Here is a 23055-nt window from a genome sequence, read left to right as displayed (position 1 = left end):
CCGTGCCCACGGAACCAGTGCCGTGGCCGGAGAGGTCCACCGCCCTTCCCGGCCACGGCACTAGGCCTTCGGGAGCACCGGTCCCAGCAGCGAGGACACCGCCGCCGTGGGCAGTTCGCCGACGGACGGGCCCTTGGTCAGGGCGCCCGTCACCATGCCCGTGCCGACGGACGGGAAGTCCGCGACCTGCGTGGCGACGCCGTTGTCGAGGGGGTCCACGCCGGTGTTCGCGAGGGGGTTCACCTTCAGGTTCGTGACCGGGTCGGTCACCCCCGCCAGCGCCGCCGGGACGGAGAGTTCACCGGCCTGGGCCCCGCCGGCCGCCATGGCCAGGGCCGCCCCGGCCATGGACAGGGTCAGACCGGCGGCCCGGAGGCGCTTCGGAGGGGTGGGAGCTGCGTGACGTGCCATGGGTTCCCGCCTGTGGTCGTAGTCGCGTGCGCACACAGGGTAGTCGAGGCGGGTTCCCCGATTCCAACCGGCGGCCCGGCCGCCGTGTGAGGGTTGTCGCAGGGGCCGTCACGGGTGTGCCGTTACGCCCGGTCATGCCTCACACTGGTCTCCCGTGAGCTGCTCTCCTCTGCCTACGCGCGTCGTGCTGCTGACCGGACCCTCGGGATCCGGCAAGTCCTCGCTCGCGGCCCGCTCGGGGCTGCCCGTACTGCGCCTGGACGACTTCTACAAGGAGGGCACCGACCCGACCCTCCCGCTGGTCGGGGGCAGCTCCGACATCGACTGGGACTCCCCGCTCTCGTGGGACGCGGACGCCGCCGTCGCGGCCATCGCGGAACTCTGCGCCACGGGCCGCACGCAGGTGCCGGAGTACTCCATCGCGACCTCTTCGCGGACCGGCACCGAGACCCTGGACATAGCGCGGACCCCGCTGTTCATCGCGGAGGGCATCTTCGCCGCCGACGTCGTGGCCCGCTGCCAGGAGTTGGGTCTCCTCGCCGACGCGATCTGCCTGCGCGGCCGCCCCTCGACCACCTTCCGCCGCCGGCTGGCACGCGACCTGCGCGAGGGCCGCAAGTCCCTGCCGTTCCTGCTGCGCCGCGGCTGGCGCCTGATGCGCTCCGAGCGCGGCATCGTCGCCCGGCACACCGCCCTCGGCGCCCACGCCTGCGGCCGCGACGAGGCCCTCGGCCGCCTGGCCGCGGCCGCGGCGGGCCGCCACCGCACCGCGACCACCCCGGCCTGACCCGGTCCCCCCTCGGACACGCGCAGCCGGACATACGAAGAGGCGGGATCACGCGGACCCCCGACCGCTTGATCCCGCCTCTTCCCCCCGCAGGCCTCCGTCCCACCCCCGTAGGACGGACCCCCTGGCCCATGGTCTGTGTTACGCGACGAGCTCCCCGAAGGACTCCGCCTCGTCACGTCCGAAGCTCAGCGCCTCGTCGTCCCGCAGCCGCCGCAGCGACCGCCAGATGCTCGACTTCACCGTGCCGACGCTGATGCCCAGGATCTCCGCGATCTCCGGGTCGGTGCGGCCCTCGTAGTAGCGCAGCACCAGCATCGTGCGCTGCGGCTCCGGGATGCGGGTCAGCGCCTGCCAGAGCACCGCGCGGAGCTCCGTACCGCGCATCGCGTCCGTGTCGGAGGCCGTCTCCGGCAGCTCCTCGGTCGGGTACTCGTTGAGCTTGCGCCGCCGCCACGCGCTGATGTGCAGGTTCGTCATCGTGCGCCGCAGGTAGCCGCCGACGGCCGCCTTGTCGCTGATCCGGTCCCAGGCGCGGTACGTGGAGAACAGCGCGCTCTGCAGCAGGTCCTCGGCCTCGTGACGGTCACCGGTGAGGTGGAAGGCCGTCGCGAAGAGGGCCGCGCGGCGCTCCTGCACGTACGCCGTGAACTCGGCCTCCGAAGCGGAGGAAGGAGTTCGCGGTGCGGCGGGAACCGCCTGGTACTGGTTCGCGTCAATGGCTGTGACGTGCACCGGCCGCGGACGGGCGACCGGCGCCGTACGGACACCCGCCCGGCGGTTCACATCGTGCAGCCGCGTGACAACCGCGCTGGTCGTGGTGCTGTGCAGCGTGTTCATCTCGCGCCCCCCGTCGTGGAGTCTGCTTCGGTCCGTTGGTTCGATGACAGAAGACTGCCCGCCGGACATAACCGGGGTGTCCTTCGACTGTCACAGGCCTGTCACAGCGGTCCGTGGCCCGATCCACGGCGCCCGACGGTCGAAGTCCCGACGGGCGATGGGACAGAATGAGCGCGTGCCTTTCCTGTTGCTGATCGAGGACGACGACGCCATCCGCACGGCCCTCGAACTCTCCCTGTCACGCCAGGGCCACCGTGTGGCCACCGCGGCGACGGGCGAGGACGGCCTGAAACTGCTGCGCGAGCAGCGGCCGGACCTGATCGTGCTCGACGTGATGCTGCCCGGGATCGACGGCTTCGAGGTGTGCCGGCGGATCCGCCGCACCGACCAGCTGCCGATCATCCTCCTCACCGCGCGCAGCGACGACATCGATGTCGTCGTGGGCCTGGAGTCGGGAGCCGACGACTACGTCGTCAAGCCCGTCCAGGGCCGGGTGCTCGACGCCCGGATCCGCGCCGTCCTGCGCCGCGGGGAACGCGAGGCGAGCGACTCCGCCGTCTTCGGCTCCCTGGTCATCGACCGGGCCGCGATGACGGTGACGAAGAACGGCGAGGACCTCCAGCTCACCCCGACCGAGCTGCGGCTGCTGCTCGAACTCAGCCGCCGGCCCGGCCAGGCCCTCTCGCGCCAGCAGTTGCTGCGCCTGGTCTGGGAGCACGACTACCTCGGTGACTCGCGGCTCGTCGACGCCTGCGTGCAGCGGCTCCGCGCCAAGGTCGAGGAAGTGCCCTCCTCGCCCACCCTGATCCGTACCGTCCGCGGCGTCGGCTACCGGCTGGACTCACCGCAGTGATCCGAGCCCTGTTCGCGGGCAGGCGCTGGACCAGCCTGCGGCTGCGGCTCCTCGTCGTGTTCGCCCTGGTCGCGCTGACGGCCGCCGTATCGGCCTCCGGGATCGCCTACTGGCTCAACCGCGAGGCCGTGCTCACCCGTACCCAGGACGCGGCCCTCGGGGACTTCCGCCAGGAGATGCAGCTCCGGGCCGCCGCGCTGCCCGCCGAGCCGACGCCGGAGGAGATGCAGCGGGCCGCCGAGCTGATGGCGGGCAGCAGCCCCGGCTACAGCGTGCTGCTGGTCCACGAGCGCAAGGACGGCCGGAAGGTGTTCGGCGCGGCGGGGGCGGCCTCCTTCGGGCTGAACGACGTACCGAAGTCCCTCCAGCACGCCGTGAACGACCGGCAGAAGACCACGGCCGCCAACGACGCCGAGTACCACATGTACTGGCAGCGGACGAAGCCCCAGGGCAACCCGTACCTGGTGGGCGGGACGCGGATCGTGGGCGGCGGGCCGACCGGTTACATGTACAAGTCGCTGGCCACGGAACGGGACGACCTCAACGCGCTCGGCTGGTCGCTGACGATCGCCACGGGACTGGCCCTGCTCGGCTCCGCGCTCCTCGCGCAGGCGGCCGCCCGGACGGTGCTGAAGCCCATCCAGCGGCTCGGGGACGCGGCGCGCCGGCTCGGCGAGGGCGAACTGGACCACCGGCTCGACGTGTCGGGCACGGACGAACTCGCCGACCTCTCCCACACGTTCAACAAGACGGCGGAGGCGCTGGAGAAGAAGGTCGCCGACATGAGCGCGCGCGAGGAGGCCAGCCGCCGCTTCGTCGCCGACATGTCGCACGAACTGCGCACCCCGCTGACGGCGTTGACCGCGGTCGCCGAGGTGCTGGAGGAAGAGGTCGACGACCTCGACCCGATGATCGCGCCGGCGGTGGGCCTCGTGGTGAGCGAGACCCGGCGGCTGAACGACCTGGTGGAGAACCTGATGGAGGTCACCCGCTTCGACGCGGGGACGGCGCGGCTGGTGCTGGACGACGTGAACGTCGCCGACCAGGTCACGGCGTGCATCGACGCGCGGGCGTGGCTGGACGCGGTGGAACTCGACGCCGGGCGGGGGATCGTGGCGCGGCTCGACCCGCGGCGGCTCGACGTGATCCTGGCCAACCTGATCGGCAACGCGCTCAAGCACGGCGGTTCGCCGGTGCGGGTGTCGGTGGCCGTCGAGGACGACTGGCTGGTGGTGACCGTCAAGGACAACGGGCCGGGCATCCCCGAGGAAGTCCTGCCGCACGTCTTCGACCGGTTCTACAAGGCGAGCGCGTCCCGGCCGAAGTCGGACGGCAGCGGGCTGGGCCTGTCGATCGCCATGGAGAACGCGCACATCCACGGCGGCGACATCACGGCCGAGAACGGGGCGGACGGCGGGGCCGTCTTCACCCTGCGGCTGCCGGGGGACGTGGGGAAGGTGAGTACGGGTGACGTGGACGCGTAGGGCGGTCCTGCCGGGGGTCGTGGCGGCGCTGCTGCTGGGCGGGACCTCCGCGTGCGGGATCCGGGCGACGACCGTGCCGGTGGACGTGGGGGCGGCGCCCTCGCGGGTGTCCTGCGACACCCCGGAGCGGCCGGAGGGGCAGAGCGGGGTGCAGGGCTTCCGGGCCACGGTGGAACTGGTGTGCGGCTCGCAGCTGGTGGGCGTGGAGCGGATCGTTCCGGTGCCCGAGAAGAGGCCGGTCCGGGACGCGGAGGTCCTGGTCGCCCAGGCGCTGCTGGAACAGCTGGAGCGGCCGCTCTCGGCGGAGGAGCGGGACGCCGGCTTCACGAGCGGGGTCAGGGACGGGCTGACGGCCGCCCCGCCGCGGACGGGCGACCCGGCGGGCACCGTCAGGCTGAGCCGCAAGCCGGAGGACCTGCCGCCGGTGGCGCTGTCGCAGATCGTGTGCACGCTGGCCGGCAGCGACGCCATCTCGGCCGGGCCCGGTCCGGTGGTGCTGGGCGGGCCCGACGCGGATCCGCCGCGCGCCTGGGAGTGCACGGACGCCGTCCGCTCCCGCCCGGAGTCGGTGCCGACGCTGGGCGAGCTGGTCCGCCCCACCCCGGGCCCGTCCCCCTCGGCTTCCTGAGCGCCCGCGCGTCCCCGCGTACGGGAAAGGCCCCCCGGGCCGGAGCTCGGGGGGCCTTAGCCCCGTACGGACGGGCGGCGCGCGGAAGGGATCAGATCCCGGCGGCGGCCGACAGGTCCTTCTTGATCGCGTCCAGGACGCCCTGGCCGCGGCCGCGGGCCGGGGCGAGGTCGGAGGCGTCCTCGACCGGGACGACGACCTCCAGGTAGCACTTCAGCTTCGGCTCCGTACCCGACGGGCGGACGATCACCCGGGCCTTGTAGTCGCCGTCGAGGTGGTACCGCAGGCCGTCCGTGGGCGGCAGCGCGGCCGAACCGACCGACAGGTCCTCCGCCGAGACGACCCGCAGGCCCGCCAGGGACACCGGGGGCTCCGCGCGCAGCGCGGCCATCGCCGAGGCGATCACCGACAGGTCGGAGACGCGGACCGACAGCTGGTCGGTGGCGTGCAGGCCGTGGGCCAGCGCCAGGTCGTCCAGCAGGTCGGTCAGGGTGCGGCCCTGCTCCTTGAGCTCGGAGGCCAGCTCCGCCACCAGCAGGGCGGCGGTGACGCCGTCCTTGTCGCGGACGCCCTCGGGGTCCACGCAGTAGCCGAGCGCCTCCTCGTAGCCGTAGCGCAGGCCCTCGACGCGGGAGATCCACTTGAAGCCCGTCAGGGTCTCCTCGTAGCCCACGCCCGCGGCCTCGGCGATCCGGCCCAGCAGGCTGGAGGACACGATGGACTCCGCGAAGACGCCCCGGGCGCCCTTGTGCACCAGGTGCGCCGCCAGCAGCGCGCCGACCTCGTCGCCGCGCAGCATGCGCCAGCCCGTGGCCGCCGTCGCGTCCGGGACGGCCACCGCGCAGCGGTCGGCGTCCGGGTCGTTGGCGATCACGATGTCCGGGTCCGTCTCGGCGGCCTTCGCGAAGGACAGGTCCATCGCGCCCGGCTCCTCCGGGTTGGGGAAGGCGACCGTCGGGAAGGCCGGGTCCGGCTCCGCCTGCTCGGCGACGAGCACCGGCTCGGGGAACCCGTGCCGGGCGAAGGCCGCCATGACGACGTCCTTGCCGACGCCGTGCATGGCCGTGTAGACGGTCCGCACGCCCCGGGGGGAACCCGGGGTCAGGACGGCGTCCGTACGCTCCAGGTAGGCCTCCAGGACCTCGTCGCCGAGGTCCTGCCAGCCGGCTTCGGGGCGCGGGACGGAGGCGAGGGCCTCGATCCGGTCGATCTCCGCCGCGATCTCGGCGTCCGCCGGGGACACGATCTGGGAGCCGTCGCCGAGGTAGACCTTGTAACCGTTGTCCCGCGGCGGGTTGTGGCTCGCCGTCACCTCGACGCCGGCGACGGCGCCCAGGTGCCTTATGGCGTACGCGAGGACCGGCGTGGGCAGCGGCCGGGGCAGTACGGCCGCGCGCAGTCCGGCACCGGTCATCACGGCGGCGGTGTCACGGGCGAAGTCCGCCGACTTGTAGCGGGCGTCGTAGCCGACGACGACCAGGCCGCCGGCGTGGCCCTGGGCCTTGAGGTAGGCCGCGAGGCCCGCCGCGGCCCGGATGACCACGGCACGGTTCATCCGCATCGGGCCGGCGCCGAGCTCGCCGCGCAGTCCGGCGGTGCCGAACTGGAGCGTGCCGGAGAAACGGTCCGCGAGTTCCGCCGTGTCGCCCGCCTCGACGAGCCGGCCGAGCTCGGCCGCCGTCTCGGGGTCGGGGTCCTCGGCCAGCCAGGCCTGCGCCCGGGTGATCAGGTCGTCCTGTTCCTGCACTGCTTCCGCCTTACCTCTCGTACGTCGATCAGATGCGGGCGAGGACCTGCGTCAGCAGCGTGCCCATGCGGGCGGCCGAGTCGCGGCCGGCCTGGAGGACCTCTTCGTGGTTCAGCGGCTCGCCGGACAGGCCCGCCGCCAGGTTGGTGACCAGGGAGATGCCGAGCACCTCGGCGCCGGCCTCACGGGCGGCGATGGCCTCCAGCACGGTGGACATGCCGACCAGGTCGGCGCCCATGACGCGGATCATGTTGATCTCGGCCGGGGTCTCGTAGTGCGGGCCGGGGAACTGCACGTAGACGCCCTCTTCGAGGGAGGCGTCGATGTCCTTGCACATCGCGCGCAGGCGCGGCGAGTACAGGTCGGTGAGGTCGACGAAGTTCGCGCCGACGATCGGCGAGGTGGCCGTCAGGTTGAGGTGGTCGCTGATCAGGACGGGCTGGCCGGGCTTCATGCCCTCGCGCAGACCGCCGCAGCCGTTGGTCAGGACGACGGTCTTGCAGCCGGCCGCGACGGCCGTGCGGACGCCGTGGGCGACGGCGGCGACGCCGCGGCCCTCGTAGTAGTGGGTCCGGCCGAGGAAGAGCAGCGCGCGCTTGTCGCCGATCTTGTACGAGCGGATCTTGCCGCCGTGGCCTTCGACGGCCGGGGGCGGGAAGCCGGGCAGCTCGGTGACCGGGAACTCGGCCTCGGGGGCGCCGAGCGCCTCTGCGGCGGGGGCCCAGCCGGAGCCCATGACGAGGGCGACATCGTGGGAATCGACGCCGGTCAGCTCGCGCAGGCGGGTGGCGGCGGCGTCGGCGGCGGCGAAGGGGTCGGTAACAGATGCGTTCACGCCGACGAGCGTAGCCGCTCTCGGCCTACGCGCGTAGATGGCACAGCTCACGGTGTTCGGATCGTTGCCTTGTCGTTTCCGCCGAATCGTCCCCGCCGGCCCTTGCGGGGCCCGGGACGTGGCGGGGAGGAGCCGCTGCGGGAGGGCTCAGCAGGGGCGCTTGCGGAGTTCCATCACATAGTCGTGCGGGGCGCCCGCGGACTCGGCGGCGTCGGCGATCTCACCCAGGTAGCGCGCCGAGGGCAGGCCGCCCTCGTAGCCGTTGAGGACGTACACCCAGGCCGCCTCCTCGCCGTCCAGCGTGTGCACGCGCACCCGCATCCGGCGGTAGATGTCCATTCCGACGCCCTCCCACCGGTCCATGGACTCCTCGTCCAGCGGGGCGATGTCGTAGAGGGCGACGAAGACCTGGTGGCGGGGGGCTTCGACGACCGTGGCGAGGGCGCCCTCCCACCCCATCTGCTCGCCGCCGAAGGTCAGCCGCCAGTCGTTGATCCAGCCCGTGCCGCGCAGCGGCGAATGCGGAGCGCGGCGCGTCATCAGCCGCGGGTCGAGGTTGCCGGCGTACGCGGCGTAGAGCGACATGAGCTCGAGGGTACGGGAGGGGCGGCCCGGCACGCGTGCCCGGATGGCGGGACCGGGGGCGAAGCACCTTGAAGCGTGCGGGACAATGGAGCACGGAATGCATCCCCCGGGGAGACCCCCCGGAACGCCGGCCGGGGCGGCAGCCGGCCGGGTAGACGTGAGGCGGACTTTTCGTGACCCGGATCGTGATCATCGGCGGCGGACCCGGCGGGTATGAAGCGGCCCTGGTGGGGGCCCAGCTCGGCGCGGAGGTGACCGTCGTCGACTGCGACGGTCTGGGCGGGGCGTCGGTGCTCACCGACTGCGTGCCCTCGAAGACCCTCATCGCGACCGCCGAGGTCATGACGACCTTCGACTCGTCGTACGAGGAACTGGGGATCGTCGTCGCGGACGACACCCCGCACATCGAGCAGGCCGCGCGCGTCGTGGGCGTCGACCTCGGCAAGGTGAACCGGCGCGTCAAGCGCCTCGCGCTCGCCCAGTCCCACGACATCACCGCCTCCGTGACCCGGGCCGGCGCCCGCGTCATGCGCGGCCGCGGCAAGCTCGGCGGCCCGCAGGGCATCGACGGCACGCGCGACGTCATCGTCACCGCGGCCGACGGCACGGAGACGATCCTGACCGCCGACGCCGTCCTGATCGCCACCGGCGGGCACCCCCGGGAGATCCCGGACGCGATGCCCGACGGGGAGCGGATCCTCAACTGGACCCAGGTCTACGACCTGGAGGAGCTCCCCGAGGAGCTCATCGTCGTCGGCTCCGGCGTCACCGGCGCCGAGTTCGCCGGCGCGTACCAGGCCCTCGGCTCCCGGGTGACCCTGGTGTCCTCGCGCGACCGCGTGCTGCCGGGCGAGGACCCGGACGCGGCCGCCGTCCTGGAGGACGTCTTCCGCCGCCGCGGCATGAACGTCGTCGGCCGCTCCCGCGCCGAGTCCGCCAAGCGGGTCGGCGACCGGGTCGAGGTCACCCTCTCCGACGGCCGCGTCATCACGGGCACGCACTGCCTGATGGCCGTCGGCGCGATCCCGAACACCAAGGACATGAACCTGGAGGAGTCCGGGGTCCGGCTCAAGGAGTCCGGGCACATCTGGACCGACAAGGTCTCCCGCACCTCCTCGCCCGGCGTGTACGCGGCCGGCGACGTCACCGGCATCTTCGCGCTGGCCTCCGTGGCCGCCATGCAGGGCCGGATCGCGATGTACCACTTCCTCGGCGACGCGGTCACCCCGCTCAACCTGAAGACGGTCTCCTCGAACGTCTTCACCGACCCCGAGATCGCGACCGTCGGCTACACCCAGGCCGACGTGGACTCCGGCAAGATCGACGCCCGCGTGGTGAAGCTGCCGCTGCTGCGCAACCCGCGCGCGAAGATGCAGGGCATCCGGGACGGCTTCGTGAAGCTGTTCTGCCGCCCGGGCACCGGCATCGTGGTCGGCGGCGTGGTCGTCGCGCCCCGCGCGAGCGAGCTCATCCACCCGATTTCGATCGCGGTCGACAACAACCTGACGGTCGAGCAGATCGCAAACGCGTTCACCGTGTACCCCTCGCTGTCCGGTTCGATCGCCGAGGTCGCCCGCCAGCTGCACACGCGCAAGGCCGCCGGCGAGGCCTGAGGAACCGTCAACCACCCCTTCCCGTAGGGGGGTTGGGGTGGGCGCCCGGACGGGGTGGGGGCGCGGCGCGGCGGGCCGAGGGTCCACCCGGCCGCGTATACCACTTGTCGACCCGCTTTACGGACAACTTCGGTATTCCGGCGCAAGGAGCTGAAAGCAGACGGTCGTCCGGGTTACTGTCAGTTTCGTGTTCGCTGCAGAACGTCGCCAATTGATCCTCGAAATGGTGCGGGCCAACGGAGCGGTATCGCTCCGGGAGCTCGCCCGCGTCGTCCAGACCTCCGAAGTGACCGTACGGCGGGACGTGCGGGCACTGGAGGCAGAAGGACTCCTCGACCGCCGGCACGGCGGTGCGGTACTGCCGGGCGGTTTCACGCGGGAATCCGGCTTTCCGCAAAAGTCCCATCTCGCCACGGCGGAGAAGACCGCCATCGCCGATGTCGCGGCCGGGCTCGTCGAAGAAGGCGAGGCCATCGTCGTCGGCGCGGGCACCACGACCCAGGAACTGGCCCGCCGGCTGGCGCGGGTGCCCGGGCTGACCGTGGTCACCAACTCGCTGCTCGTCGCCCAGGCGCTCGCGCACGCCAACCGGGTCGAGGTGGTGATGACCGGCGGAACCCTGCGCGGCTCCAACTACGCCCTCGTCGGCAGCGGAGCCGAGCAGTCCCTCCAGGGGCTGCGGGTCTCGCGGGCCTTCCTGTCCGGGAGCGGGCTGACCGCCGAACGCGGGCTGTCCACCTCCAACATGCTCTCCGCGAGCGTGGACCGGGCCCTGGTGCAGGCCGCCGCCGAGGTGGTGGTCCTCGCCGACCACACGAAGCTCGGCACCGACACCATGTTCCAGACCGTGCCGACGGACGTCATGACCCGCCTCGTCACCGACGAGCCGCCCCCGCACGACGACCGGGCGGGTACCGAGCTCCAGGCGCTGGCCGACCAGGGCGTCCAGATCACCGTGGCCGGCGCGGCGGTGGCCTCCGGCGGGGGTCCCGGCGGCGGTGCGGGCGGTGACGGGATGCAGGGGCGCAGGCCCCGGCGGGAGTCCCCCCTCCCGGTCCAGCGGCGCGGCGGACCCGGGGCCCTGAGGCCGGCCGCGATGGCCGAGCCCGGTGAGCGGGCGAGGGTCGCGGACCTGCGCCGGCGGTAACGGACGCGGATGCGCGAAGGCCCCGCCCGGGCGGACCGGGCGGGGCCTTCGCGTTCGGCGCGTCTTGGACGTCAGTCCTTGATCTCGCAGATGGTGGCGCCGGAGGTGAGGGAGGCGCCGACTTCGGCGGTCAGACCGACGATGGTGCCGGAGCGGTGCGCGTTGAGCGGCTGCTCCATCTTCATGGCTTCGAGGACGACGACCAGGTCTCCCTCGTTGACCTGCTGGCCCTCCTCCACGGCGATCTTGACGATGGTGCCCTGCATCGGGGAGGCGAGGGTGTCGCCGGAGGCGGCCGGGCCGGACTTCTTCGCGGCGCGGCGCTTGGGCTTCGCACCGCCCGCGGCGGCGGTACGGGCCAGGGTCATGCCCAGCGACGACGGGAGGGAGACCTCCAGGCGCTTGCCGCCGACCTCGACCACGACGGTCTCGCGGCCGGGCTCGTCCTCGGTGTCCTCCGCGGCCGGAGCCGTGAACGCCTTGATCTCGTTGACGAACTCGGTCTCGATCCAGCGGGTGTGGACCGTGAAGGGCCCTTCCGCCGGGGCGAAGGCCGGGTCGGTGACGACGGCGCGGTGGAACGGGACGGCCGTGGCCATGCCCTCGATGTTGAACTCGGCGAGGGCGCGGGCGGCCCGCTGGAGGGCCTGCTCGCGGGTGGCACCGGTGACGATCAGCTTGGCGAGCAGGGAGTCCCAGGCCGGGCCGATGACCGAACCGGACTCCACGCCCGCGTCGAGGCGCACGCCCGGGCCGGACGGCGGCTCGAACTTGGTGACGGTGCCGGGAGCGGGCAGGAAGCCGCGGCCCGGGTCCTCGCCGTTGATGCGGAACTCGATGGAGTGGCCGCGCAGGACCGGGTCGCCGTAGCCGAGTTCCTCGCCGTCGGCGATGCGGAACATCTCGCGGACGAGGTCGATGCCCGAGACCTCTTCGGTGACGGGGTGCTCGACCTGGAGGCGGGTGTTGACCTCCAGGAAGGAGATGAGGCCGTCGGCGGCGACGAGGAACTCGACGGTGCCGGCGCCGACGTAGCCGGCTTCCTTCAGGATCGCCTTCGACGCGGCGTACAGCTCGGCGTTCTGCGCCTCCGACAGGAACGGCGCGGGGGCCTCCTCCACCAGCTTCTGGTGGCGGCGCTGGAGGGAGCAGTCGCGGGTGGAGACGACGACGACGTTGCCGTGGGAGTCGGCGAGGCACTGCGTCTCGACGTGCCGCGGCTTGTCGAGGTAGCGCTCGACGAAGCACTCGCCGCGCCCGAAGGCGGCGACGGCCTCGCGGACGGCGGAGTCGTAGAGCTCCGGCACCTCTTCGAGGGTGCGGGCGACCTTGAGGCCGCGGCCGCCGCCGCCGAAGGCGGCCTTGATGGCGATGGGGAGGCCGTGTTCCTTGGCGAACTCGACGACCTCGTCGGCCCCGGAGACGGGGTCGGGGGTACCGGCGACCAGGGGGGCGCCGGCGCGCTGGGCGATGTGGCGGGCGGCGACCTTGTCACCGAGGTCGCGGATCGCCTGCGGCGGCGGTCCGATCCAGGTGAGGCCCGCGTCGATGACGGCCTGGGCGAAGTCGGCGTTCTCCGACAGGAAGCCGTAGCCGGGGTGGATGGCGTCCGCCCCGGAGTCGGCGGCGGCCTGCAGGACCTTCGCGATGTCGAGGTAGCTGGCGGCCGGGGTGTCACCGCCCAGCGCGAAAGCTTCGTCTGCCGCGCGGACGTGCAGGGCATCCCGGTCCGGATCGGCGTAGACGGCTACGCTCGCGATCCCTGCATCCCGGCATGCCCGAGCAACGCGGACAGCGATTTCGCCACGGTTGGCGATGAGCACCTTGCGCACGATGGCTCCCTCCTTGAAACAAGCTGAGTTTAGGGACAGTCGACACGGCCTTTCGACCCTGATCCAGAGGTGAGCTTGCCCACACAGAGCGTGATTCGAGGCAGGCTCGAGTCTGAAAACCCTTGTGTCGCCCCAGGTCAGGGAGATCCCAGACTGCACAGTAACCCTGTTGGACGGCGGAGGTCTCTGTTCACCGGGTCAGCGGCCCCTGCTGATTCTTTGTGGAGTCCCTACGAACGGCCTATGCATTCTTTGCGTGAGAGCCGTCACGGGGGGCCTCCGTAACGAAGCCGCCCCGGCCTCTTGTCCGCAGGTTTACTCGTTAGTAGCCTCCAGGACGTCGAACACGCTTGTGACGTGTGGGGGATGGGGGCGTCGTGCTGCGCAGATTCGTGGCCGGGCTGGCCGCGGTCGTGCTCGTCGCGGAAGCGGCGCTGCTCGTACTCGTCCACCTCGTGCTGGGCAGGACCACCGCGAACCAGTCGATGTCCATCGCGGGCAGCGACCCGGAGCTCATGTCCACGGCCACCTACGTGATGGGCGCCGGCATCGGCGCGTTCCTGCTCCTGTGCGCCGTCCTGCTCGCCGTCGCCGCCGTACGGGACCTGCCGCCCGGCCGCTTCGCCCGCGTCGTGCTCGTCGTCGCGGCCGTCGTCCACGGGTTGCTCGGCACGCTGTCGGTCGGACTCTCGGGCTGGACGGTCTTCGCCGCGCTGATGCTGGTCCTGTGCCTGCTGGTCCTGAGCCTGATCCTCTACGCCGCTCCCGCCGCGGACGCCTCCGACGGCCCGCCGCAGGCGCCCCCGGCGCCGCGCGGGGAGGTCAGGCCCACAAGTCCGTGATGGCCACGTCCAGTTCGCCCAGCAGGGAGCGCAGCAGCGGCAGCGACAGGCCGATCACGTTCCCGGGGTCGCCGTCGATGCCGTCGATGAACGGAGCCGACAGGCCGTCCAGGGTGAACGCGCCGGCGACGTGCAGCGGCTCCCCGCTCGCCACGTACGCCGCCACCTCCGCGTCCGTGGGCTCGCCGAAGCGGACCGTGGTGGAGGCGGTCGCCGAGACCTGACGGCCGTCCGCCGTGTCGATCACGCAGTGCCCGGTGCGCAGCACGCCCGACCGGCCCCGCATCGACTTCCAGCGGGCGGTGGCCTCCGTGGGGTCCGCCGGCTTGCCGAGCGCCTCGCCGTCCAGCTCCAGCACCGAGTCGCAGCCGATCACCAGGGCGCCCGCGGCCTCCTGGAGGCCCGCCACGACGGCGGCCTTGGCCTCGGCCAGGGCCAGTGCCAGGTCGGCCGGGTTGTCGTGGTTCAGCGTGTCCTCGTCGAAGCCGCTGACGATCACGTGCGGGGCGAGCCCGGCCTGCCGCAGCAGGTTCAGCCGGGCGGGGGAGGCGGAGGCGAGGACCAGCGTGCGACGCCGGTTTCCGGGCAGAGGGGTTGCGGTCATGGGGGCCATCGTAGGACGGCCCCGGAGGCCGCACGGTGCCGCGGCCGGTCACGGCACTAGAACGGGGCGACGCCGAGGACGTACACGCCCACGACCATCGCGAGGACGAGGACGACGAGCAGCCGCCGGAGCATCGCCTGCGCGTCCCGCATGTCCTTCGGGGGCTCGTCCTTCGGGTCTGACCAGAGCATGTTCCGATCCTGGCGCCGGTACGGCAGTGGCGCCTGAGTACTCGTACTCAGGCGCCACCGTCCGTTCACGTCATCTTCGGCCGGGCCTCAGCCCTGGCCGGGCCAGTACGTACGGCCCCACGCGCGCGGCCCGGGCCGCGGTACGCGCTGGCGGGCCACCCGGGCGGGTGCGGCCCACTCGTCCGGTACCCGGGGCGCGCCCGACGGGGCCGAGGCCAGCGCCGCCGCGCGCGCTTGGACCACCGCCAGTGCGGCGGCCAGCTCCTCGGGGGTCGGATTGCCCTTGACGACCTTGATCACCACAGAGACCTCCTCGGGGGCTTACAGGGGGATGTTGCCGTGCTTCTTCGGGGGCAGGGACTCCCGCTTGGTGCGCAGCTGGCGCAGGCCCTTCACCACGTGGGCGCGGGTCTCGGACGGCATGACCACCGCGTCGACGTAGCCGCGCTCGGCCGCCGTGTAGGGGTTGAGCAGGGCGTCCTCGTACTCGGTGATGAGCCGTGCGCGGGTCTCGTCGGCGGTGCCGGCGGCCTCCGCCTCGGCGATGGCGCGGCGGTGCAGGATGTTGACCGCGCCCTGGGCGCCCATGACGGCGATCTGGGCGGTCGGCCAGGCCAGGTTCAGGTCCGCGCCGAGGTGCTTGGAGCCCATGACGTCGTAGGCCCCGCCGAAGGCCTTGCGGGTGATGACCGTGATCAGGGGGACGGTGGCCTCGGCGTAGGCGTAGATCAGCTTGGCGCCGCGCCGGATGATTCCGTTGTACTCCTGGTCGGTGCCGGGGAGGAAGCCCGGTACGTCGACGAACGTCAGCACCGGGACATTGAAAGCGTCGCACGTCCGGACGAATCGTGCAGCCTTCTCGGAGGCGTTGATGTCGAGGCAGCCGGCGAACTGCATCGGCTGGTTCGCGACGATGCCGACCGGGTGCCCCTCGACGCGGCCGAAGCCGGTGAGGATGTTCGGGGCGAACAGCGACTGCGTCTCCAGGAACTCCGCGTCGTCGAGCACGTGCTCGATCACGGTGTGCATGTCGTACGGCTGGTTCGCGCTGTCCGGGATGAGCGCGTCGAGTTCCAGGTCGGTGCCGGAGACCTCGGTGTCCGCCTCCTCGGGGAAGGCGGGCGGCTCGGACAGGTTGTTCGACGGCAGGTACGCCAGCAGGGACTTGACGTACTCGATGGCGTCCTTCTCGTCGCCCGCCATGTGGTGGGCGACGCCGGACGTGCTGTTGTGGGTGCGGGCGCCGCCGAGCTCCTCGAAGCCGACGTCCTCTCCGGTGACCGTCTTGATGACGTCCGGTCCGGTGATGAACATGTGCGAGGTCTGGTCGACCATGACGGTGAAGTCGGTGATCGCGGGGGAGTACACCGCGCCGCCGGCGCAGGGGCCGACGACCAGGCTGATCTGCGGGATCACGCCCGACGCGTGGACGTTGCGGCGGAAGATCTCGCCGTACATGCCGAGCGCGCTGACGCCCTCCTGGATGCGGGCGCCGCCGGAGTCGTTGATGCCGACGAGCGGGCAGCCGGTCTTCAGCGCGAAGTCCATGACCTTCATGATCTTCTGTCCGTAGACCTCGCCGAGGGCTCCGCCGAAGACCGTGAAGTCCTGCGAGAAGACGGCCACGGGCCGGCCGTCCACCGTGCCGTAGCCGGTGACGACGCCGTCGCCGTAGGGCCGGGTCTTCTCCAGCCCGAAGTTGGTCGAGCGGTGCCGGGCGAACTCGTCCAGCTCTACGAAGGACCCCTCGTCCAGCAGCAGTGCCACCCGCTCACGGGCCGTCAGCTTGCCCTTGGCGTGCTGCTTCTCCACGGCTCGCTCGGAACCTGCGTGGGTGGCTTCCTCGACTCGGCGCCGCAGGTCCGCGAGCTTGCCCGCGGTCGTGTGGATGTCGATCGGCTCTGAGGGTTGTGACATCGGGGTCGCGGCTCCCTGTGTGGTGTCAACTGCCTGGTCAATTGATTGACTGCTGCTGGCTACTGGTGCGTAGCGTATCGGCGGGCATGGCGCTCGGCAGTGCGGCGTTTGACACACCTACATTGACTTGCATGACGCCATCAGATGCTTCATCCGGAGCTTCCGCGGGACGCTGGTCGAGCCTGGACCGGCCTCCCCTCAACGCCGCCGCCCTCCAGCGGGCCCTCGTCACCGAGGGCGGGCTGTGGACCTCCCTCGAGGTCGTCCCCGCCACGGGGTCCACCAACACCGATCTCGCGGCGCGGGCCGCCGCGCTGCCCGAGGGGGCGGTGCTCGTCGCCGAGGAGCAGACGGCGGGGCGCGGCCGCCTCGACCGCAGCTGGACGGCGCCGGCCCGGTCGGGGCTGTTCTTCTCCGTCCTGCTCAAGCCGGGCCCGGCCGTGCCCGAGGAGCGGTGGGGGTGGCTGACGCTGCTGGCCGGGGTGGCCACCGCGGCCGGCCTGTCCCGGGCGGCGGGCGTGGACACCGCGCTCAAGTGGCCCAACGACCTGCTGGTCACGGTGGACGGTGACGAGCGCAAGACCGGCGGGATCCTCGCGGAGCGGGTCGCGGACGGGGTGGTCGTGGGGATCGGCCTCAACGTCACCCTGACGGAGGACGAGCTGCCCGTACCGGCCGCGGGCTCGCTGCTGCTGGCCAAGGCCTCGGCGACGGACCGGGACCCGCTGCTGAAGAGCGTGCTGCGCTCGCTGGAGCAGTGGTACGGGAACTGGCGCGAGGCCGGGGGCGACCCGGGCGCGAGCGGGCTCCAGGAGGCGTACGCGGCGGGCTGCGCGACCCTCGGCAAGCACGTGCGGGCGGACCTGCCGGGCGGGCGGGCCCTCACCGGAACGGCCGAAGCGGTCGACGCGGACGGGCGGCTGGTGATCCGTACGGCCGACGGCGAGCGGGAGGCGGTGGGGGCGGGCGACGTGGTGCACCTGAGGTCGGTCCACTGACCTTGCCGTCGCCCGGCCGGGCGGGGGCGGGCGCGGGGTCGCGTCGGGGGCGGCCGTCGCCCGGCCGGGCGGGGCGGCCGTCCCCGCGGCTGCGGCTCCGTTGCCGGGGGCGCCGCTGCCGGGGGCTCCGTCCACGGGCCCCCGCGCCCCGGACGCCGGCGGGGCCGGATCGCCGGGTGAATATGCCGGAGCCCGTCCTCCGGAGAGGGAGTGAGGTACGGCACACCTGCCGTATGGTTTAGGCGATCCCGGTCCTCCCGGTGATCACTCGGTTCGGCAGTGCGCACGGAATGGACAGGAGGCGGCCCTTGACCGTCGACGGCTCTTCGTCCAGCGCGTCCGGGTCCGGTTCCGCGAGCGGTCCCGGCACCCCCATCGGGCGGGACCAGCACACGCCGCACCACGAGGTGGACCACACGGCGCAGCCGACGGCCGATCCGCTGGCCATCCGGCTGGAGCAGCTGATCCTGGGCGCCGAGCGCCGGTACACGCCCTTCCAGGCCGCCCGCAGCGCCGGGGTGTCGATGGAGCTGGCCTCGCGCTTCTGGCGGGCCATGGGCTTCGCGGACATCGGGCAGGCCAAGGCGCTGACGGAGGCGGACGTACTGGCGCTGCGGCGTCTGGCGGGTCTGGTGGAGGCGGGGCTGCTGTCCGAGCCGATGGCGGTGCAGGTGGCCCGGTCCACCGGGCAGACGACCGCCCGTCTGGCCGAATGGCAGATCGATTCCTTCCTGGAGGGGCTGACGGAGCCGCCCGAGCCGGGGATGACGCGTACGGAGGTCACGTACCCGCTGGTCGAGCTGCTGCTGCCGGAGCTGGAGGAGTTCCTCGTCTACGTGTGGCGGCGCCAGCTGGCGGCGGCGACGGGGCGGGTCGTGCAGGTCGCGGACGACGAGGAGATGGTCGACCGGCGCCTCGCGGTGGGCTTCGCGGACCTGGTCGGCTTCACGCGGCTGACGCGGCGGCTGGAGGAGGAGGAGCTCGGCGAGCTCGTCGAGGCCTTCGAGACGACGGCGGCGGACCTGGTGGCGGCGCACGGCGGCCGGCTGATCAAGACGCTGGGCGACGAGGTGCTGTACTGCGCCGACGACGCGGCGACGGCGGCGGAGATCGCGCTGCGGCTGATCGAGACGATGGAGGCCGATCCGCAGATGCCCGAGCTGCGGGTGGGCATCGCCTTCGGGACGGTGACGACCCGCATGGGCGACGTGTTCGGGACGACGGTGAACCTGGCGAGCCGGCTCACCTCCATAGCGCCGAAGGACGCGGTGCTGGTGGACGGGGCGATGGCCGAGGAGCTCGGCCGGGTCGGCGCGGCGCCGCTCTCGGAGAAGTCGGCGGAGCTGGAGGAGGGCGGCGGGACCTACCGCTTCGCGCTCCAGCCCATGTGGCAGCGGCCGGTCCGCGGGCTGGGTGTCGTGGAGCCCTGGTCGCTGACGCGGCGGACGCCTAAGATCCCGACGTAACGTTCGTTAACCGGGAGGGTGGCGTGGCTGTGGACGAGGTCCGGTACGGGGAGTTCGTCGCGGTGCGGCGCCACGGCGACGGCGGCGTGGTCGCCGAGCTGGTGCTGGACCGGCCCAAGGCGATGAACGCCGTCTCGACGGAGATGGCCCGGTCGATCGGGGCCGCGTGCGCGGCGCTGGCCGCCGACGCCTCCGTACGGGTCGTGGTGCTGTCCTCGACGCACGAGCGGGCGTTCTGCGTGGGCGCCGACCTCAAGGAGCGCAACTCGCTGTCGGACGCCGAGCTGGTGCGGCAGCGGCCGACCACGCGCGGGGCGTACGGGGGCGTGCTGGAACTGCCGGTGCCCACGGTCGCGGCGGTGCACGGCTTCGCGCTCGGCGGCGGCTTCGAGCTGGCGCTGGCCTGCGACGTGATCGTGGCCGACGAGACGGCGGTGGTCGGCCTGCCCGAGGTGTCGGTCGGCGTGATCCCGGGCGGTGGCGGTACGCAGCTGCTGCCGCGCCGGGTCGGGGCGGCGCGGGCCGCCGAGCTGATCTTCACGGCGCGCCGGGTCGAGGCCGCGGAGGCCCTCGCCCTGGGGCTGGTCGACTCGCTGGCCCCGGCCGGTGAGGACCGTACGCGGGCCCTGGAGCTGGCCGCGCGGATGGCGGCGAACTCCCCGGTCGGGCTGCGCGCGGCCAAGCGGGCCCTGCGGCTGGGGCACGGCATGGACCTGGCGGCCGGGCTGGAGATCGAGGACGCCGCCTGGCGCACGGTCGCCTTCTCCGGGGACCGGGCCGAGGGCGTGGCGGCGTTCAACGAGAAGCGCAAGCCGGAGTGGCCCGGGCAGTGAGGCCGCGTCGCCGGAGTCGTGCCTGCCCGGCGCCGGCGGGGACGGGTGGCGCGGTCACGGTTCGTGACCGCGTGCCACCGAATGCCGCACCAGCCATCACCGATTCGGACAAAACTCCCTAATCTGGGGTGATGGGAGTTGACGGGCGGCTGCGAGCCGTCGTGGGCCTCGCGCAGGCCATGGCGGCCGCCTGCGCGCCGCGGGACAGCGTCCGGGCGGCCGCGCGCGGGGCGCGCCTGGCGATGGACGGCTCCTTCGCCGCGATCTCCGCCTGGGAGCGCGAGCGGGGCCGGCTGCGGGTCCTCGTGAACGAGGGGGAGCGGCGGGCCGGCGAGGAGGAGTTCCCCGAGGACGAGTCCTACCCCGTGCACGACTTCCCGGAGATCACCGAGTTCCTCCACGAACGCTGGGCCGGCGGCGGCGGACCCCACGCCTGGGTCGAGAGCGCCGTCGGCAGCCGCCCCGGGCGGCGGGGCGAGGCCCTGCGCCGCCGCGGGCGCGGGACCTGCGTGGTCGCTCCGGTCGTGCTCAGCGGCCGCGCCTGGGGGGAGCTGTACGTCGCCCGGGACGAGGGGCTGCCGGACTTCGACGAGGACGACGCCGAGTTCGCGACCGTGCTCGCGGCCGTCGTCGCCGCCGGGCTCGCGCAGAACGAACGCCTCGAAGAGGCGCGGCGGCTCGCCTTCACCGACCCCCTCACCGGGCTCGCCAACCGGCGGGCCGTGGACATGCGGCTCGACGAGGCCCTGGAGGAGCACCGCCGGACCGCGGCCGTCGTCAGCCTCGTCGTCTGCGACCTCAACGGGCTCAAGAAGGTCAACGACACCCTCGGCCACGCCATGGGCGACCGGCTGCTGGAACGGTTCGGGTCCGTCCTGAGCCTGTGCGGGGCCATGCTGGCCGGGACCCTGGTGGCGCGCCTGGGCGGGGACGAGTTCTGCCTCGTCAGCGTCGGGCCGTCCGCCGACGAGGTCGTCCGCGTCACCGAGGAGGTGTGCCGGCGGGCCGCCGCCCTCGAACTCGGGGAGGGCGTGGCCTGCGGGGTCGCCTCCACCGGGGACCCCATCGGGCTCGTGAAGTCCTCGCGGCGGCTGTTCCGGCTCGCCGACGCGGCCCAGTACAAGGCCAAGGCCGCCCGCTCGCCGCTGCCCGTCGTCGCGGGACGCGACACCGCCGTGGTGCGGCTCGCCGACGCGGCCGCCCGGGAGGAGCCGGGGGAGCGGCGGCGCTTCCGCGGCAGGGGCTGAGGCCGGCGGGGTGAAGTAAGGGGTGGTCGTGGGGCTTGATCGTGACGAACTCGGCTAGTGACATGAAGGGATTCAGTCCGTAGGGTGCTGAATATGGATATGCACACTGTCGTGGTGGGGACGTCCGGGACCACCGCCGAGGACGTCATCGCCGTCGCCCGCGGCAACGCGCGGGTCGAGCTGTCCGGCGAGGCGCTCGACGCCCTCGGCCGCGCCCGCGAGATCGTCGACGCGCTGGCCGCCAAGCCCGAGCCCGTCTACGGGGTCTCCACCGGCTTCGGAGCCCTCGCCTCCCGGCACATCAGCCCCGAGCTGCGCGCGCAGCTCCAGCGCAACATCGTCCGCTCGCACGCCGCCGGCATGGGCCCGCGCGTCGAGCGCGAGGTCGTGCGCGCCCTGATGTTCCTGCGGCTGAAGACCGTGGCCTCCGGGCACACGGGCGTGCGGCCCTCGGTCGCCCAGACCATGGCCGACGTGCTGAACGCCGGGATCACCCCCGTCGTCCACGAGTACGGCTCCCTCGGCTGCTCCGGCGACCTCGCGCCGCTCTCCCACTGCGCGCTCGCGCTCATGGGCGAGGGCGACGCCGAGGGCCCCGACGGCACCGTCCGCCCGGCGGGCGAGCTGCTCGCCGAAGCCGGGATCGAGCCGGTGGAGCTCCGCGAGAAGGAGGGCCTCGCCCTCCTCAACGGGACCGACGGCATGCTCGGCATGCTGGTCATGGCCCTCGCCGACCTCGGCACGCTCTACACCTCCGCCGACATCACGGCCGCCCTCACCCTGGAGGCGCTGCTCGGCACGGAGAAGGTGCTCCAGCCCGAGCTGCACGCCATCCGCCCGCACCCCGGCCAGGGCGCCTCCGCCGCCAACATGGCCGCCGTGCTCAACGGCTCCGGCCTGACCGGGCACTTCCAGGATGAGTCCGCCCCGCGCGTCCAGGACGCCTACTCGGTGCGCTGCGCCCCGCAGGTCGCGGGCGCCGGCCGGGACACCATGGCGCACGCCGCCCTGGTCGCCTCCCGCGAGCTGGCCGCCGCCGTCGACAACCCGGTGGTCCTGCCCGACGGGCGCGTGGAGTCCAACGGCAACTTCCACGGGGCCCCGGTCGCGTACGTACTGGACTTCCTGGCCATCGCCGCCGCCGACCTCGGCTCCATCGCCGAGCGGCGCACCGACCGGCTGCTCGACAAGAACCGCAGCCACGGCCTGCCGCCGTTCCTCGCGGACGACGCCGGCGTGGACTCCGGTCTGATGATCGCCCAGTACACGCAGGCCGCCCTGGTCAGCGAGATGAAGCGGCTCGCGGTTCCGGCGTCCGCCGACTCGATCCCCTCCTCCGCCATGCAGGAGGACCACGTCTCCATGGGCTGGTCGGCCGCGCGCAAGCTGCGCACGGCGATCGACAACCTGACCCGGATCATCGCGATCGAGCTGTACGCGGCCACCCGGGCCATCGAACTGCGCCACGGCCTGACCCCGGCGCCGGCCAGCCGGGCCGCCATCGAGGCGACGCGCGCGGCGGGCGTGCAGGGTCCCGGGCCGGATCGTTTCCTCGCCCCCGACCTGGCCGCCGCCGACGCGTTCGTCCGCGCGGGCGGCCTCGTCGCGGCGGTGGAGCCGGTGACGGGTCCCCTCGCCTGACGGGCCCCGGCCAGAAGTGAAGGGCCGTGGCCCGGGGAGTGATCCCCGGGGCACGGCCCTTCTTCCTGTCTGTGGGTTTCCTGCGCTGCTACAGGGCGCGGGAGCGGCGTACGGAGAAGGCGACGAACCCGGCGCCGAGGCCCAGGCAGAGGGTGCCGCCCATGACGTAGGGGGTGGTGTCCGTGCTGCCGGTGTCGGCGAGGGACAGGGTGACGGTGGCTCCGTCGGAGCCAGAGTCGGAGGCGGAGTCCGACGCGGAGTCCGATGCGGAGCCGGAACCGGAATCTGAACCGGAACCGGCGTCGGGTTCCGTGGCACCGCCGTTCACGGTGCCGGTGTTGGCGGAGTCGGGGGGGGGGGGGGGGGCCGCCGGGGGGGGGGGGGGGGGGGGGGGGGGGGGGGGGGGGGGGGGGGCCGGGGGGGCCCGGGGGGGGGGGGGGGGGGGGGGGGGGGGGGGGGGGGGCCGTGGGGGCGCCGGCGTCAGGGAAAGGGGTGCGGGTGGAGTGCCAGGTCCTCGTGGCGCAGGGGACGGGCCGTGCGGCCGAGCCGGTACG

At 73.1% G+C, this 23055-nt stretch carries 23 protein-coding genes; 12 read left to right on the top strand and 11 right to left on the bottom strand.

Annotated features, from left to right (window positions below; genetic code table 11):
- Window positions 1–60 precede the first annotated feature (60 nt).
- Window positions 61–411 carry a hypothetical protein gene (locus tag ABZZ17_RS01395; protein ID WP_356870751.1) on the bottom strand — a complete coding sequence of 117 codons (351 nt, stop codon included), beginning with the start codon at window positions 409–411 and terminating at the stop codon, window positions 61–63.
- Window positions 412–565: 154 nt separating this feature from the next.
- Between ABZZ17_RS01395 and ABZZ17_RS01390 the strand changes: the two genes are divergently transcribed.
- Entirely contained in the window at window positions 566–1198 is a 633-nt protein-coding gene (locus tag ABZZ17_RS01390) for a hypothetical protein (protein WP_356870749.1), read from the top strand.
- A 141-nt stretch (window positions 1199–1339) separates the two neighbouring features.
- Here ABZZ17_RS01390 and ABZZ17_RS01385 read toward each other — a convergent pair whose 3' ends face one another.
- Window positions 1340–2038, bottom strand: a complete 699-nt coding sequence (locus ABZZ17_RS01385; RefSeq protein WP_356870747.1) for a SigE family RNA polymerase sigma factor — start codon at window positions 2036–2038, stop codon at window positions 1340–1342.
- Between the two features lie 175 nt (window positions 2039–2213).
- Here ABZZ17_RS01385 and afsQ1 point away from each other — a divergent pair, with 175 nt between their 5' ends.
- Genes afsQ1 through ABZZ17_RS01370 form a run of 3 tightly spaced genes read left to right on the top strand, consistent with a single transcriptional unit; the run spans window position 2214 to window position 5003 of the window.
- Complete coding sequence (afsQ1, locus tag ABZZ17_RS01380) at window positions 2214–2891, top strand: two-component system response regulator AfsQ1 (protein WP_180291024.1); 678 nt, start codon at window positions 2214–2216, stop codon at window positions 2889–2891.
- On the top strand, window positions 2888–4375 hold the full coding sequence (locus ABZZ17_RS01375; protein ID WP_356870745.1) for a HAMP domain-containing sensor histidine kinase: 1488 nt from the start codon (window positions 2888–2890) through the stop codon (window positions 4373–4375). Before afsQ1 ends, ABZZ17_RS01375 begins: the two co-directional genes overlap by 4 nt.
- Window positions 4359–5003, top strand: a complete 645-nt coding sequence (locus ABZZ17_RS01370; RefSeq protein WP_356870743.1) for a hypothetical protein — start codon at window positions 4359–4361, stop codon at window positions 5001–5003. The genes ABZZ17_RS01375 and ABZZ17_RS01370 overlap by 17 nt, the downstream gene beginning before the upstream one ends.
- Before the next feature lie 91 nt (window positions 5004–5094).
- Here ABZZ17_RS01370 and ABZZ17_RS01365 read toward each other — a convergent pair whose 3' ends face one another.
- The 3 genes from ABZZ17_RS01365 to ABZZ17_RS01355 all read right to left on the bottom strand — a co-directional run bounded on the left by ABZZ17_RS01365 (window position 5095) and on the right by ABZZ17_RS01355 (window position 8170).
- Window positions 5095–6750: a phospho-sugar mutase gene (locus ABZZ17_RS01365; RefSeq protein ID WP_356870741.1), complete on the bottom strand. Its 1656-nt coding sequence runs from the start codon at window positions 6748–6750 to the stop codon at window positions 5095–5097.
- Between the two features lie 28 nt (window positions 6751–6778).
- The gene (locus ABZZ17_RS01360) at window positions 6779–7585 is read right to left on the bottom strand and encodes a purine-nucleoside phosphorylase (protein WP_356870739.1); all 807 of its coding nucleotides are present in this window, start codon (window positions 7583–7585) and stop codon (window positions 6779–6781) included.
- A gap of 147 nt (window positions 7586–7732) precedes the next feature.
- Window positions 7733–8170 carry a gamma-glutamylcyclotransferase gene (locus ABZZ17_RS01355; protein ID WP_356870737.1) on the bottom strand — a complete coding sequence of 146 codons (438 nt, stop codon included), beginning with the start codon at window positions 8168–8170 and terminating at the stop codon, window positions 7733–7735.
- 173 nt (window positions 8171–8343) lie between these two features.
- On the opposite strand from ABZZ17_RS01355, the gene ABZZ17_RS01350 reads away from it, so the two are divergent.
- Together ABZZ17_RS01350 and ABZZ17_RS01345 are read left to right on the top strand one after the other, a co-directional pair.
- Window positions 8344–9783 (top strand): NAD(P)H-quinone dehydrogenase, encoded by a 1440-nt coding sequence (locus ABZZ17_RS01350; RefSeq protein ID WP_356870735.1) that lies wholly within the window; start codon window positions 8344–8346, stop codon window positions 9781–9783.
- A 187-nt stretch (window positions 9784–9970) separates the two neighbouring features.
- Entirely contained in the window at window positions 9971–10930 is a 960-nt protein-coding gene (locus tag ABZZ17_RS01345; protein ID WP_356870733.1) for a DeoR/GlpR family DNA-binding transcription regulator, read from the top strand.
- A 71-nt stretch (window positions 10931–11001) separates the two neighbouring features.
- On the opposite strand, the gene ABZZ17_RS01340 is transcribed toward ABZZ17_RS01345, so the two are convergent.
- Window positions 11002–12762, bottom strand: a complete 1761-nt coding sequence (locus ABZZ17_RS01340) for a biotin carboxylase N-terminal domain-containing protein (protein ID WP_356870731.1) — start codon at window positions 12760–12762, stop codon at window positions 11002–11004.
- 377 nt (window positions 12763–13139) lie between these two features.
- Here ABZZ17_RS01340 and ABZZ17_RS01335 point away from each other — a divergent pair, with 377 nt between their 5' ends.
- A complete protein-coding gene (locus ABZZ17_RS01335; RefSeq protein ID WP_356870729.1) occupies window positions 13140–13604 on the top strand; it encodes a hypothetical protein in 465 nt (154 codons plus the stop codon).
- Here the strand turns inward: ABZZ17_RS01335 and ABZZ17_RS01330 are convergent.
- The 4 genes from ABZZ17_RS01330 to ABZZ17_RS01315 form a co-directional block, all read right to left on the bottom strand.
- Entirely contained in the window at window positions 13585–14208 is a 624-nt protein-coding gene (locus ABZZ17_RS01330; RefSeq protein ID WP_356870727.1) for a nucleoside triphosphate pyrophosphatase, read from the bottom strand. The two genes, ABZZ17_RS01335 and ABZZ17_RS01330, sit on opposite strands and share 20 nt — an antisense overlap.
- A 56-nt stretch (window positions 14209–14264) precedes the next feature.
- Complete coding sequence (locus ABZZ17_RS01325) at window positions 14265–14399, bottom strand: hypothetical protein (RefSeq protein ID WP_319188909.1); 135 nt, start codon at window positions 14397–14399, stop codon at window positions 14265–14267.
- 87 nt (window positions 14400–14486) lie between these two features.
- Window positions 14487–14699 carry an acyl-CoA carboxylase epsilon subunit gene (locus tag ABZZ17_RS01320; protein WP_356871124.1) on the bottom strand — a complete coding sequence of 71 codons (213 nt, stop codon included), beginning with the start codon at window positions 14697–14699 and terminating at the stop codon, window positions 14487–14489.
- Between the two features lie 21 nt (window positions 14700–14720).
- Window positions 14721–16316, bottom strand: coding sequence for an acyl-CoA carboxylase subunit beta (locus tag ABZZ17_RS01315; RefSeq protein WP_356870725.1), 1596 nt, complete (start codon window positions 16314–16316; stop codon window positions 14721–14723).
- Between the two features lie 131 nt (window positions 16317–16447).
- On the opposite strand from ABZZ17_RS01315, the gene ABZZ17_RS01310 reads away from it, so the two are divergent.
- The 5 genes from ABZZ17_RS01310 to hutH all read left to right on the top strand — a co-directional run bounded on the left by ABZZ17_RS01310 (window position 16448) and on the right by hutH (window position 22501).
- Window positions 16448–17314, top strand: a complete 867-nt coding sequence (locus tag ABZZ17_RS01310; RefSeq protein WP_356870723.1) for a biotin--[acetyl-CoA-carboxylase] ligase — start codon at window positions 16448–16450, stop codon at window positions 17312–17314.
- Window positions 17315–17622: 308 nt separating this feature from the next.
- Window positions 17623–18780, top strand: coding sequence for an adenylate/guanylate cyclase domain-containing protein (locus ABZZ17_RS01305; RefSeq protein WP_356870721.1), 1158 nt, complete (start codon window positions 17623–17625; stop codon window positions 18778–18780).
- Between the two features lie 29 nt (window positions 18781–18809).
- Entirely contained in the window at window positions 18810–19613 is an 804-nt protein-coding gene (locus ABZZ17_RS01300) for an enoyl-CoA hydratase-related protein (RefSeq protein ID WP_356871122.1), read from the top strand.
- Between the two features lie 131 nt (window positions 19614–19744).
- On the top strand, window positions 19745–20860 hold the full coding sequence (locus ABZZ17_RS01295) for a GGDEF domain-containing protein (RefSeq protein WP_356870719.1): 1116 nt from the start codon (window positions 19745–19747) through the stop codon (window positions 20858–20860).
- Window positions 20861–20959: 99 nt separating this feature from the next.
- A complete protein-coding gene (gene hutH, locus ABZZ17_RS01290; protein WP_356871120.1) occupies window positions 20960–22501 on the top strand; it encodes a histidine ammonia-lyase in 1542 nt (513 codons plus the stop codon).
- 88 nt (window positions 22502–22589) lie between these two features.
- On the opposite strand, the gene ABZZ17_RS01285 is transcribed toward hutH, so the two are convergent.
- A complete protein-coding gene (locus tag ABZZ17_RS01285; protein ID WP_356870717.1) occupies window positions 22590–22829 on the bottom strand; it encodes an LPXTG cell wall anchor domain-containing protein in 240 nt (79 codons plus the stop codon).
- Window positions 22830–23055 lie beyond the last annotated feature (226 nt).

Source organism: Streptomyces sp. NPDC006512 (genome assembly GCF_040611935.1).
Classification (GTDB): Bacteria; Actinomycetota; Actinomycetes; order Streptomycetales; family Streptomycetaceae; genus Streptomyces.
Note: the sequence above shows the minus strand (reverse complement) of the source record. Positions and strands in the feature narration are given on the sequence as shown.